Source organism: Erwinia sp. BNK-24-b, assembly GCF_047456155.1.
GTDB classification, from domain to species: Bacteria; Pseudomonadota; Gammaproteobacteria; order Enterobacterales; family Enterobacteriaceae; genus Erwinia; species Erwinia phyllosphaerae.
In genome coordinates, this window is record NZ_CP179901.1 from 2,445,069 (window position 1) to 2,457,195 (window position 12,127).

Sequence of the window (12,127 nt, forward strand, 5' to 3'; positions counted from 1 at the left end):
CGTGGGCGAGTAAATATCGGTCCTGAAGTAACATAAAAGCTGACCACGCCGGACAATAGCGGCGTGGTCAGTTAGTTAATCAGCTCAAAGCACGGCCTTTATCGACAGGCGCTTGCCATGATAAAGGCAAGGGTTTCCGTTCCCCTGGTCAGGCTATCAGGCTACGCCTTCTTCCTGCGCCTGCTCCGCTTCGGCTTTTTCACGCTGTAGTCGATAATAATCCGCTTTGGACGGGGCCAGCGGCGTACGGCCACGGATTAGATCGGCCATTTTTTCTGCAATCATCACCGTTGGCGCATTCAGGTTACCGGTCGTGATCTGCGGCATAATAGAAGCATCCACTACACGCAGGTTCTGCATACCGTGTACGCGCCCTTCTGCATCGACCACCGCCATTTCGTCGTTACCCATCGCGCAGCTGCCGCAAGGATGATAGGCCGTTTCCGCATGATCGCGGACGAAGGCGTCGATCTGCTCGTCGCTCTGCACTGCCGCACCAGGCTGAATCTCTTCGCCACAGTATTCTGCCAGCGCAGGCTGACGCATAATTTCGCGCGTATGGCGCACCGCGTGGCGAAACTCTTCCCAGTCACGCTCTTCCGACATGTAGTTAAAGAAGATCGACGGCGCGGCGTAAGGATGCTTCGAGGTCAGCTTAACGCGGCCACGGCTGCGTGAGCGCATGGGGCCAACGTGGGCCTGGAAACCGTGCTCCTTAACCGGGCTGCTGCCGTTGTAGTTAATGGCAACCGGCAGGAAGTGATACTGCAAGTCTGGCCAGTCCGGCTGGTCGTCGCTGCGAATAAAGCCGCCCGCTTCAAACTGGTTGCTGGCACCGATACCCGTGCCGTTAAACAGCCATTCTGCACCAATCGCCGGCTGGTTCCACCACTGGAGCGACGGATAGAGGCTAACGGGCTTTTTGCAGCGGAACTGCATATACACTTCCAGGTGATCCTGAAGATTGCGGCCCACGCCCGGTAAGGCATGGACTACCGGGATATCCAGCTCGCGTAACCACTCTTCCGGGCCAACGCCAGAGCGTTGCAATACCTGCGGTGAGGCGATGGCACCCGCACACAGCAGGACTTCACGCGTGGCCGTTGCCCGCTCTTCTTTGCCGCCGCGCAGCCAGCAGACGCCCACGGCGGTTTTGCCCTCAAACAGAATACGGTCGGTTTGCGCATGGGTGACGATGGTCAGGTTTGAACGCTGTTTCGCCACGTCCAGATAGCCGCGTGCGGTACTGGAACGACGGCCTTTTGGCGTCACTGTTCGGTCCATCGGGCCAAAACCATCCTGGCGATAGCCGTTCATATCGTCAGTCTCGTGGTGACCGGCCTGCTTTGCCGCGTCGATAAAGGCGCGGAACAGCGGGTTATTGCCCTTCTTCGGCGTGGTGACGCTCAGATACCCTTCGCCGCCGTGATAGTCGTTTTCGCCGATATCGCGTTTCTCAGCCTTGCGGAAATAAGGCAGGCAGTTGAGATAAGACCAGTTTTCCAGCCCCTCTTTTTGCGCCCAGTTATCGTAGTCCATCGCGTTGCCGCGCACGTAGCACATGCCGTTGATCAGCGAAGAGCCACCCAGACCCTTACCACGTCCGCACTCCATGCGGCGATTGTTCATCTTGGGTTCCGGATCCGTTTCATAAGCCCAGTTATAGCGTTTTCCCTGTAGCGGATAAGCTAAAGCGGCTGGCATTTGGGTACGGAAATCCCAGCGGTGATCCTTGCCGCCTGCTTCCAGTAAAAGTACCGATACGTCAGCATCCTCAGTCAGTCGTGTTGCCAGAACGTTGCCGGCAGAGCCAGCGCCAATAATGATATAGTCAAATTTCTGCATTAAACCTCCGGATAGCCGCGGCCTGCGCCGCAGCAAAAAAACAGTGTCGTCATCAGGGCAATCAGAACGCGGACGGATAGTCGCCCATTTCGATCAGCACGGATTTGGTACGCGTATAGTGGTGTAGCGTTTCCAGGCCGTTTTCACGTCCTACGCCAGACTGCTTGTAGCCGCCAACCGGCATTGGCGCAGGCGATTCGCCCCAGCTGTTCACCCAGCAGATGCCCGCTTCCAGCTGATGGATAACGCGGTGCGCGCGATTCAGCGAGGTAGTGAAGACGCCTGCGGCCAGGCCATATTCGGTGTTGTTGGCGCGATCGATAACTTCCTGCTCGTCATCAAACACCAGCACGCTCATCACCGGGCCAAAAATCTCTTCCTGCACAATGCGCATTTCGTCGGAACAGTCGGTGAACACGGTTGGCGCCACAAAGCAGCCCTTCGCCATTTCGCCTTCGGTCAGGCGGAAACCGCCAGCCAGCACGCGTGCGCCCTCGTTTTTACCGATTTCCAGATAAGAGACCACCTTCTGGCAGTGCTCTTCGCTGACCAGCGGGCCGAAATTGGTGTCCGGCAGCGTTGGATCGCCACATTTGATAGCCTCCATTTTTTCCAGCAGGCGCTTTTCAAAATCCGCTTTTAGTGAGCGATGCACGAACACGCGCGTGCCGTTGGTGCAAACCTGACCGCTGCTGTAGAAGTTAGCCATCATCGCGCCATCTACGGCACGTTCCAGCTCGGCATCTTCAAAGACGATCAGCGGCGATTTGCCACCGAGTTCCATGGTGACCGACTTCAGGTTCGCCAGTGCCGCATCCGCCATGACGCGCTTACCGGTATTCACTTCGCCAGTAAAGGAGACTTTAGCGATCTTCGGATGCTGGCTCAGTCCCTGACCGACAGCGCCAGCCCCCTGGACAACGTTGAAAACGCCGTCCGGCAACCCGGCTTCGGTAAAGATTTTTGCCAGCTCCAGCGCGCTGAGCGGCGTGACTTCGCTGGGCTTAAAGATCATTGCGTTGCCGGTAGCCAGCGCAGGCGCGCTTTTCCACATCGCAATCTGAATGGGATAGTTCCAGGCACCGATGCCGGCACAAACGCCCAGGGGTTCTCGGCGGGTATAAACCAGCGCGCTGTCGCGCAGTGGAATCGATTCGCCTTCTACCGCCACGGCCAGGCCCGCATAGTATTCCAGCACGTCTGCGCCCGTGACGATGTCAACCGCTTCGGTTTCGCTGAGCGGTTTACCGGTATCTGCGGTTTCCAGCGCGGCCAGCTCATCGTTACGCTCACGCAGGATCGCTACGGCTTTTAACAGGACACGGCTACGTTCGACCGGCGTATAGCCGCGCCAGATACGCTGGCCCGCTTCTGCACTGGCGACGGCGCGATCGATATCTTGCTGGCTGGCTGAGGTCACTTCTGCCAGCACTTCACCATTGGCGGGATTGATGGTGGTAAACGTTTCGCCATGACCCGCTTCTTCGCGGCCATTGATGTAAAGTCCACGGCGTTGCATATCGGCCATGTCTCCTCCTTCAGGGTTAGGTTGCCGGGGCGGAAAGCCACAGCGCGAGATTTTGATAGCAAAGCTGACGAGCGTCGAAAAGCCCTTGCGCCATCGGCTGCGGGGCCAGCGTCATACGCAGCCACAGCCCGTCGATTAATGCCGCCATGCTGGCGCCTGCCGCACGCGCCGTCTCTTTCGGCAGCGCCCGGGCAAACTGCGCCGTCAGGTTGGCGTGCAGGCGGCGGTCGTTGATGCGCTGCAGCCGCTGCAGATCGGGCTGGTGCAGGCTGCTGCTCCAGAAAGCCAGCCAGGTTTTCAGAACCGGTCCGGCAATCTGCGAGATGTCAAAGTTACCGTCGATGATGGCGCGAATTTGTGCCTGCGGCTCGTCTGCCGCCTGGCGACGATGATGTACCACCGCCACGTACAGATCGGAGAGAATTTGCCGCATGCAGGCGTCCAGCAGGCCATTTTTGTCGCCAAAATAGTGGCTGACAATGCCCGTAGAGACTCCCGCTTCTTTGGCAATCAGCGCCAGGCTGGCATCGGCCAGGCCTACGCGGTCGATAACCGTCAGCGTCGCGTGAATTAACTGCGCCTGACGAATCGCTTTCATTCCAACTTTTGGCATCGCTTCATCGGTTTTAGCTATTGAATGAGGATGATTATAGACATTTTATATTGAACGTTCAATCAAGAAAAAATTTTACGCCGTTGGCACGTGGTCTTTTGCGACAGTCTGAACGCAAAAAACATCCCCATCAGAACGTCAAGATTTCGCCATATTTAATTGAAATATAAGAAATAAGTAAGCCATTGCCGCTTTACACCGGTAAAGAAATTTTTAGCCGCCTGCTGCGCTGGTGTTATCACTGTGAAAATTAAAAATTAAGGCCTGTTGCTTCGAAAAACTGGCGTAACCGCGATGCAAAATATGCAATGCGACCGCCGTTAATCGACAGGATGTGGCCGACAAGAAAACGCCGGAAAGTCGGCAAAACTTTCCGGCGGAGAGGGGTTAAAACGATCGGACGACCCGATAAAAAATGCGCTAAATAAAAGTTAGCGGAGAGAAGCGCAGTCAATCAGTCGCGCAGCAGGGTTAAGACATCCTGGGCTGACTGGTTAGCCATTTTCATTACTGCATTCTGGCCCTGATCTTTGATTTGCGCCCTGGCCAGCTGGCTGGCTTCCTGCGCGTAATCGGCATCCTGAATCCGGCTCTGCGCCGCCTGAGTGGCTATGCTCTGCTGCGACAGCACTGATTTATTTGACTCATAGCGATTCATTTTTGCGCCGTAGTCGGAGCGGTAGCCGCTGACTTTATTCAGTGCCGCATCCAGCGCAGTCATAGAGGTACGGATAGCGCTCGCGGTCAGCAGGCTGGTGTTGTCCAGACCCAGCGTCTTTGTATCAGAAGGCGTTGGCCCCAGCGTGTCCGACTGTACCGGCTGACCATAATTGGCGCTGGTGATCACCTGTAGCGGCTGGCTCTGTTTTGGCGGTACGGCTGGCGTTTCGGTTGGCGTTGGCAGCGATCCCCAGGTCAGATTGCCGCTGAACGACCCGTTACCAACCACGACCACGATCAGATCTTCACTGACGTTGTCGATATTAATCCGCTCCTGTGAATTGCTGGTCAGCGTGCCGTCGTTTTCCGCACCGGTAGTCGCATCCTCATAACGATCGCCGTCGCCGCTATAGGTAATACTCATGCCGTTATAGCTGCTGGTCTCGCTACCGGTCAGCGCCCACGACGATCCTCCTTCATTAAGATCCGTGCTGTCGTAGCTGGCACCGCTGGCAAAGCCATTGCTGGTCGTCAGTACTTTACTGGTTGCCGTGGCGTCATCGGTTACGCCTTTACTTATCCATGTATAGTCCGCATCGCTGCCGTCCACTGGCGTGCCGGCCAGATGCTTGCCGTCACGGGTGAAGAGCTGAAGATCGTCATCCATGCTAAAGGAGTCAATGGTGATAGTGATATTGGTCGCGCCTGCCGGAATATAGGCAAGCGACACAATCCCGGAGGTAAACGAGTAATCCTGCCCGGCCACCGGAAATTTAGTTCCTATGGGCGATACATTGCCTAGCAGCGTGGGCGTCTGTTCGGGCGTGCTGGTCGCCAGCGGGAACTGCCCGAAAATCTCTGTGCCGCTGGCAATGCCGTTGATGCCATTCATTAACTGCTGATATTCCGTATCCAGGCTTTGCCGGTCAGAAACAGACATGGTGCCGTTGGCTGCGCGTACCGCCAGGCTTTTTGCCTTGATCAGCATATCGCTGATATTACCCAGCGCGCTTTCTGCCGTTTGCGCATAGCTGATGGCATCGTTCAGGCCGCGCGTAACGGCGCTGTCCGCATTGATATTGGCCTGCATACGGTTAGCAATCGACATGCCCGCCGCATCGTCGCTGGCTCCATTGATACGTAACCCTGATGAAAGTCTTTCAATAGATTGCGCCAGCAAAGAGGTATTTGCCGAGCGAGCGTTACCTGTTTTAAGAGCAGTATCGTTATTATTGACTGTTAACATTGTTTCTCTGCGCAATTATTGAGGTAAGTGAGATTATCGGCGCGAGGAGGATGCGCTTTAGCGTCAGGAGGAATCTTTACACAGCGTACGCCCGCGCGGATCGGACGCCCTTTTTGTATTTTATCCGTAACAAAAAGTCTGAAGATCGCAGGAAGGAGAAGTTATTTTTTGGAAATTAATATCTGCCGTTCAGCCTGTAAAATCAGCTATTTTACGCAGACTGGCCCAACCAGCGCATCAGAGCCTTATAAAAAACCATTTTCCTTAGCGATTTACGCATAAGCGGCGTTTAATTTTGCTTATCTTTGCTTCTGCAAAACATTATTCCTGAAAAAAGGCCCTGGTGATTAGCTTCATCGCACGAGTAAATTTTATGCGAATAGCAGCCTTATATAATAAACAAATGCGTTACAACAATATTTAATATTGAAAACATACCTATATCCATGAGTAAACACTTGTAAAACGGCCCCTGACGTTATTTGAAAAAACGCTTGCCTGGCAGCAAACAATGGGCGAAATTAACCGCCAATTTTCCAAATTTATAACTATGCGGCTAATGCCCGTCCTGTTCGACGATGACTTATTTTTTTAGTCGAATCAGGAAATTGACTCCAGAGGTATCAGTGTCAACTGCAAACAAACAACCCGATACAGGCAGTATCAACGCGTTTAAACAACCGCGATCTTTTTATCTTATTTTTTCTATCGAACTCTGGGAACGGTTCGGTTATTACGGCCTGCAAGGCATTATGGCGGTGTATCTCGTCAAAATGCTGGGCATGTCGGAAGAGCAGTCTATTACGCTGTTCGCTTCCTTTAGCGCGCTGGTATACGGCCTGATTGCCGTTGGCGGCTGGCTGGGCGATAAGGTGCTGGGCACCAAGCGCGTGATCGTGCTCGGTACGCTGGTGCTGGCGCTGGGCTATGCGCTGGTGGCGTGGTCGGGCCATGATGTCAGCCTGGTTTATATCGGCATGGCGACCATCGCCGTGGGTAACGGCCTGTTTAAGGCTAACCCCTCTTCTCTGCTTTCGACCTGTTATGCCAAGGACGATCCGCGTCTGGATGGTGCCTTCACCATGTACTACATGGCGATTAATATCGGTTCGTTTTTCTCTATGCTGGCGACGCCGTGGCTGGCTGCGCATTACGGCTGGAACGTCGCTTTCTCGCTCTCCTTCGTCGGCATGCTGATCACCCTGGTTAACTTTATGCTGTGCCGTAAATGGGTGAAAGATCACGGCTCTAAACCTGACTTTCAGCCGCTGCATCTGGGCAAACTGCTGGCGACCCTTGCTGGCGTCGCCGTGCTGGTCGTGGTGGCAACCTGGATGCTGCATCACCAGGATATCGCGCGCCTGGTGCTGGCCGCAGTGGCTGTAGGCATCGTTCTGCTGTTCGCTAAAGAGACCTTCGCTTTACAGGGCGCGGCGCGGCGTAAAATGATTGTCGCGTTTCTGCTGATGGTGGAAGCTATCGTCTTCTTCGTGCTGTACATGCAGATGCCCACCTCGCTGAACTTCTTTGCTATCCGCAACGTCGAGCACAGCATCCTGGGGCTGGCCTTCCAGCCGGAACAGTACCAGGCGCTGAATCCGTTCTGGATTATGATTTTCAGCCCGCTGCTGGCGGCAATCTATAACAAAATGGGCGACCGCCTGCCGATGCCGCACAAGTTTGCGGTGGGTATGGTGCTCTGCTCGGTGGCGTTTCTGGTGCTGCCGCTGGGCGCTAAATTTGCCAACGAGCTGGGGATCGTCTCCGTTAGCTGGCTGATCCTGAGCTATGCGCTGCAAAGCGTGGGCGAGCTGATGATCTCCGGCCTGGGTCTGGCGATGGTGGCGCAGCTGGTGCCGCAGCGCCTGATGGGCTTTATTATGGGATCCTGGTTCCTGACCACGGCAGGTGCCGCGATGGTAGCCGGGAAAGTGGCGAACATGATGGCCGTACCGGAAAACATTACCGACCCGCTACAGTCGCTGCACGTTTATGGTGATGTCTTCCTGCAAATCGGTGTCGTGACCGGTGTGATTGCCGTGCTGATGATGCTGACCGCGCCAAAACTCAACCGAATGACGCAGGGTTAATAGCCAGGCCCCAAACTAACAGGGACTAATAAGGGTGACGACTATGTCACCCTTAAAATCGGGGCCTGAGTGCTTTTCGCAAGGAGCAAAAAATGGTCTCTTTGTCCGGCACAAAATCATTTCCTGATAGCCAGCGTAGAGGCGGCAAACTCCACCTCAAGCCCCACGGCGGGTAACAGCTGGCGAATACGTAAAATCCTTTCCGGCTCAATCAGCAAACAGCGCTCGCCTTCGTTTGTATTCTGCCAGTTAATCTCCGCTTTCCCCTGGATATGCAGCGCGTTTCCCTGGTGAAAATCCATAATCAGCAAAGCGCAGCGTGGTTCCAGCAGTAAATTTCCCAGCGTGTTCATATAGCGATTGCCCGCATAGTCAACCATCTGTAGCCTGCCGTTTTTAAGCTCAATAAATCCCGGCAGCCCGCCGCGATGTGAAATATCCGCGCCGCCTGCCTGTTCTCGCTGTACGCGACTGGCAATAAAACAGGTATCCGCGGCGGCAATCAGGTAACGCGCATCGGCATCCAGAGCAGAGAGATATTCCAGTTCCATCAGCCGCTGCGGGTCACTTTCCGCTATGCTTCGCCGCTGGATATAGTTGGCACAGTTGCCGAAGCTCTCCTCTACGGCAAGCGTAACAAACTCTGCCGTCACGCTTGCGATAACGCCGTTTACCCGATTGCGCCGTCGGTTAGAGAAATCCAGCCCTAATCCCCCTGCCCGCATGCCTGGCCTGAGCGGCGGCAGATAAAGAGCGTTATGCAGCGAGGCCGTGGCTATACGCAAATGGCCGTCATCGATGGCCTGCACAAATCCCGGCGCGCCCTGTAGCAGCGCCGCGACGGGATAGCAGTCAGCATCGGCAACGCTAAAAAAGAACTGCTTCAATCCGGCATAAAAGAGACGGTGCTGTTGCGGCATTGTTTTATAGATGGCGGCGCTGTCCGTGCTAAAGCCCGCCAGCCGCTGCGCCATAAGTTCACCGGAATGAAACATTGTTATTCTCCCTGTGGATGCGGCAACGCGGGCAGCGCAATAAAGCCAGCCAGCGATTCAACCTGGCCAAGCCACTGGCGGATTGCCGGATAGTCCAGCGCAATACCGCCCTCCGGCGCGCAGGCGACATAGGCATAGCAGGCCAGATCGGCAAGCGTCGCCTTATCGCCTACCAGCCAGGTTTTGCCCTGCAAATGCGCTTCCATCTGCGGCAGGAATTTTTGCGCCGTTGCGAGGGCCGAATCGTAGTTTTCCGCCACGCCAAACTGCTTTATCAAGCGCGCCGAGGCCACGCCGTAGCGGATCTCGCCTGCGGCTTTCGCCAGCCATTGATGCACCTGCACCTCCAGGTACAGCTCCTTTGGTAACCACTGGCTGTCGGGCGCATAACGTTTGGTCAGCCAGATCAGTATCGCATTGCTGTCGCTGATAACCTGTTCGCCGTCGACCAGCACCGGGATCTGTCCATACGGATTTAGCGCCAGAAATTCGTCGCTTTTTCTGACTTCAGCGCCGGCTTCCCGCCATTCCGCCGTGAGATTCAGCATCGCCAGCAGCAGCCGGACCCGATGGACGTGCCCGGAAAGTTCAGTACCGTAAAGCGTTAGTGTGTTCATGCCTTTCTCCTTGCGTTTCTTTTCAGCATACTCTTGCTGAAAACGGCGTATACGGGCAAAAATAGCAATTCATAATTTCGCTAAGTGGAACAGTGATGGATAAGCTTGATGAGCTGGCGGTCTTTGTTGCCGTGGTGCAGCACGGAAGCCTGGCGGCGGCCGCACGGACGCTCCGGCGTTCACCTGCCGCAGTGACGCGCACGCTGGCCGCGCTGGAAAAACGCTTTGGCAGCCTGTTAATTGAGCGAACCACGCGCCGTCTTGCGCCAACGCCCGCCGGTATGACGCTGTTTGAGCGGGCAAAAAAGCTGCTGGATGAATACCAGCAGGCGCTAAATGCCGTCACCGATAATCAGCTCAGCGGCCAGCTTCGCCTGACCGCCCCGGTCCAGTTTGGCCGCCAGCATATTGCCCCGCTGCTGCTGGCTTTTATGGAGCACTATCCGGATATTCAGATCGAACTTCAGCTTAACGATGGCTATCAGGATCTGATTGAACAAGGGCTGGATATGGCGTTACGCATCGGCCAGCTGCGGGATTCTTCGCTAGTGGCCGTCTCCGTAGGAAGCGTACAGCGCCTGCTGGTCGCCAGTCCTGACTACCTTACCCGCATGGGAACGCCCGGGTCACCGGCGGCCCTGGTCCATCACTCTCTGATAGCCAGCGTTTCGCAGGCTGCCGGTAAAGAGTGGCGTTTTTCTTCCGCTGGCGTGCAGGAACGCGTACGCCTCACTCCCCGGCTGATAGTTAACGAAGTGGAAACACAGCTGCTCGCCGCACGCGCGGGCAAAGGCATTGCGCGACTGCTTTCCTATCAGGTTTATAACGATCTTCAGACGGGGGCGCTGTGCGAAATCTTGCCGGATTATCGTTCCACGGCCGTTCCGGTGCAGCTGGTGAGGCAAAACGTAAAATATATGCCGGCCAGGGTTCGCGCTTTTTGGGATCTGGCTCTCGCCAGGCTGCCAGAGCTCGACTGTTTGCAGACAAATAAACCGCGTAAAAACAAAATTCAGGCGAATTAAGAATATTGCGTACGCGGCAGCGCTGACTTTTTAAGCAGGCGGCACTAAGCTAAAAACATCTTTCGCCGCAAACTCAGGGAGTAAGCCATGAAACTGTTTTATAAGCCCGGCGCCTGTTCGCTTTCCCCGCATATTGTCATGCTGGAAACCGGTCTGGATTTTACGCTGATTAAAGTTGATACCGCTGCGGGCGTTACCGAGCAGCAGGAGAACTACCGTGAAATTAATCCAAAAGGTAAGGTGCCCGCGTTACAGTTCGATGACGGCACGGTGCTGACCGAAGGCGTCGCTATCGTGCAGTATCTGGCCGACCTGAAACCCGACCGGCAGCTTCTTGCCCCGACGGGCACGCTGGCGCGCTATCAAACGCTGGCATGGCTCAACTTTATTTCGGCGGAGCTGCATAAAAGCTTTTCGCCTCTGTTTAAAGAGGCCACGCCGGACGCTTATAAGGCAACGCTGCGCCAGCAGCTGGAGGAAAATTTTCGCTGGGTTGACCACGAGCTGGCGGATAAGCAATGGCTGTCGGGCCTGCACTTTACCGTGGCCGATGCCTATCTGTTTACCGTAATGCGCTGGGCAAAGCTGATTAAACTGGAGCTGTCGGGGCTAACGTCGCTGGAGGCGTGGTTTCAGCGAGCGGCCGCACGGCCGCACGTAGCCGAAGCGCTTGAGTCAGAAGGACTAAGCTAAAACACCCAGCGCATAAGGTGTTAAACCAGCGGATAACAATAATTTATACTCATGGGCTGACAACCGGAGGTTCTATGAGTTCTGTTATTGATATCCTTACCGCCCATAAAAGCGAACGCAGCTTTACCGAGAAGCCTGTTGACGACGCCATTATCGATCGTCTGGTGATGGCCGCTTACCGCGCGCCGACGTCGGTCAACTCGCAGCAGGTATCGCTGGTAGTAACGCGCGGTGCCGAAGCGCGCGGCAAAATCTCCGCTATTGCGGGCGGTCAGCCGTGGATTGCCAAAGCGCCGTTATTTATCACTTTTGTACTGGATATGCACAAAAGCCAGCAGGCTATGGCCGCAATTGATAAAGAGCAGATTGCCCAGCAAAGCATCGAAAGCGTGGTTTCTGGCGCAACGGATATTGGGATTGCGCTTGGCGCAGTGATGACCGCCGCGCGTGCGGAAGGTCTGGGCATCGTGCCTATCGGCGGTATTCGTCGCGATCCGCAGGCAATGATTTCCCTGCTGAAGCTGCCGGAGCTGACTTTCCCGGTTGTGGGTCTGGCGTTGGGCTATGTTGATGTGCCAGCGCATCAGAAACCGCGTCTGCCGCTGGCCACTTTCCGCCACGATGAAGAGTACCGTACGGAAGGATTGCAGCAGAATATTGCGGATTACAATCAGGAGCTGACGCAGCACTGGCAGGCGACTGGCCGTACGGACGGGGAAGACTGGAGCCACAGCGTTGCCGGTTATTACCAGCACGTCTATTTCCCGGAAGTCTTACCCGCGCTGCTGAAGCAGGGCTTTGGCAACGACAAATAG

10 protein-coding genes are annotated in these 12,127 nt (G+C 55.4%); 4 read left to right on the forward strand and 6 right to left on the reverse strand.

The features are described from left to right. Positions 1 to 156: 156 nt before the first annotated feature. The 4 genes from betA to ACMGGR_RS10915 all read right to left on the reverse strand — a co-directional run bounded on the left by betA (position 157) and on the right by ACMGGR_RS10915 (position 5,892). Positions 157 to 1,845, reverse strand: a complete 1,689-nt coding sequence (gene betA, locus ACMGGR_RS10900; RefSeq protein WP_414146840.1) for a choline dehydrogenase — start codon at positions 1,843 to 1,845, stop codon at positions 157 to 159. 61 nt (positions 1,846 to 1,906) lie between these two features. Further along, entirely contained in the window at positions 1,907 to 3,364 is a 1,458-nt protein-coding gene (gene betB, locus ACMGGR_RS10905; RefSeq protein ID WP_246759305.1) for a betaine-aldehyde dehydrogenase, read from the reverse strand. A 25-nt stretch (positions 3,365 to 3,389) separates the two neighbouring features. Beyond that, positions 3,390 to 3,986 (reverse strand): transcriptional regulator BetI, encoded by a 597-nt coding sequence (gene betI / locus ACMGGR_RS10910; RefSeq protein WP_246759199.1) that lies wholly within the window; start codon positions 3,984 to 3,986, stop codon positions 3,390 to 3,392. A 454-nt stretch (positions 3,987 to 4,440) separates the two neighbouring features. After that, the gene (locus ACMGGR_RS10915) at positions 4,441 to 5,892 is read right to left on the reverse strand and encodes a flagellin (RefSeq protein ID WP_414146841.1); all 1,452 of its coding nucleotides are present in this window, start codon (positions 5,890 to 5,892) and stop codon (positions 4,441 to 4,443) included. A 626-nt stretch (positions 5,893 to 6,518) separates the two neighbouring features. On the opposite strand from ACMGGR_RS10915, the gene dtpA reads away from it, so the two are divergent. Beyond that, positions 6,519 to 7,982 carry a dipeptide/tripeptide permease DtpA gene (dtpA, locus tag ACMGGR_RS10920; protein WP_246759197.1) on the forward strand — a complete coding sequence of 488 codons (1,464 nt, stop codon included), beginning with the start codon at positions 6,519 to 6,521 and terminating at the stop codon, positions 7,980 to 7,982. Between the two features lie 116 nt (positions 7,983 to 8,098). Here the strand turns inward: dtpA and ACMGGR_RS10925 are convergent, their stop codons facing one another. Beyond that, positions 8,099 to 8,977, reverse strand: coding sequence for a pyridoxamine 5'-phosphate oxidase family protein (locus ACMGGR_RS10925; RefSeq protein ID WP_414146842.1), 879 nt, complete (start codon positions 8,975 to 8,977; stop codon positions 8,099 to 8,101). A gap of 2 nt (positions 8,978 to 8,979) precedes the next feature. Beyond that, positions 8,980 to 9,594, reverse strand: coding sequence for a glutathione S-transferase (locus tag ACMGGR_RS10930; protein WP_246759194.1), 615 nt, complete (start codon positions 9,592 to 9,594; stop codon positions 8,980 to 8,982). A gap of 95 nt (positions 9,595 to 9,689) precedes the next feature. Here ACMGGR_RS10930 and ACMGGR_RS10935 point away from each other — a divergent pair, with 95 nt between their 5' ends. From ACMGGR_RS10935 to ACMGGR_RS10945, 3 genes are all read left to right on the forward strand, one after another. Then, positions 9,690 to 10,619 carry a LysR family transcriptional regulator gene (locus tag ACMGGR_RS10935; RefSeq protein ID WP_414146843.1) on the forward strand — a complete coding sequence of 310 codons (930 nt, stop codon included), beginning with the start codon at positions 9,690 to 9,692 and terminating at the stop codon, positions 10,617 to 10,619. 87 nt (positions 10,620 to 10,706) lie between these two features. Beyond that, the gene (gene gstA, locus ACMGGR_RS10940; protein ID WP_246759192.1) at positions 10,707 to 11,312 is read left to right on the forward strand and encodes a glutathione transferase GstA; all 606 of its coding nucleotides are present in this window, start codon (positions 10,707 to 10,709) and stop codon (positions 11,310 to 11,312) included. A gap of 74 nt (positions 11,313 to 11,386) precedes the next feature. Next, positions 11,387 to 12,127 (forward strand): nitroreductase family protein, encoded by a 741-nt coding sequence (locus tag ACMGGR_RS10945; protein ID WP_414146844.1) that lies wholly within the window; start codon positions 11,387 to 11,389, stop codon positions 12,125 to 12,127.

Bases quoted from the DNA above. Each gene is read 5' to 3' on its own strand.
- betA (WP_414146840.1), bottom strand. From the start codon at position 1,845: ATGCAGAAATTTGACTATATCATTATTGGCGCTGGCTCTGCCGGCAAC.
- betB (WP_246759305.1), bottom strand. From the start codon at position 3,364: ATGCAACGCCGTGGACTTTACATCAATGGCCGCGAAGAAGCGGGTCAT.
- betI (WP_246759199.1), bottom strand. From the start codon at position 3,986: ATGCCAAAAGTTGGAATGAAAGCGATTCGTCAGGCGCAGTTAATTCAC.
- ACMGGR_RS10915 (WP_414146841.1), bottom strand. From the start codon at position 5,892: ATGTTAACAGTCAATAATAACGATACTGCTCTTAAAACAGGTAACGCT.
- ACMGGR_RS10925 (WP_414146842.1), bottom strand. From the start codon at position 8,977: ATGTTTCATTCCGGTGAACTTATGGCGCAGCGGCTGGCGGGCTTTAGC.
- ACMGGR_RS10930 (WP_246759194.1), bottom strand. From the start codon at position 9,594: ATGAACACACTAACGCTTTACGGTACTGAACTTTCCGGGCACGTCCAT.
- ACMGGR_RS10935 (WP_414146843.1), top strand. From the start codon at position 9,690: ATGGATAAGCTTGATGAGCTGGCGGTCTTTGTTGCCGTGGTGCAGCAC.
- gstA (WP_246759192.1), top strand. From the start codon at position 10,707: ATGAAACTGTTTTATAAGCCCGGCGCCTGTTCGCTTTCCCCGCATATT.
- ACMGGR_RS10945 (WP_414146844.1), top strand. From the start codon at position 11,387: ATGAGTTCTGTTATTGATATCCTTACCGCCCATAAAAGCGAACGCAGC.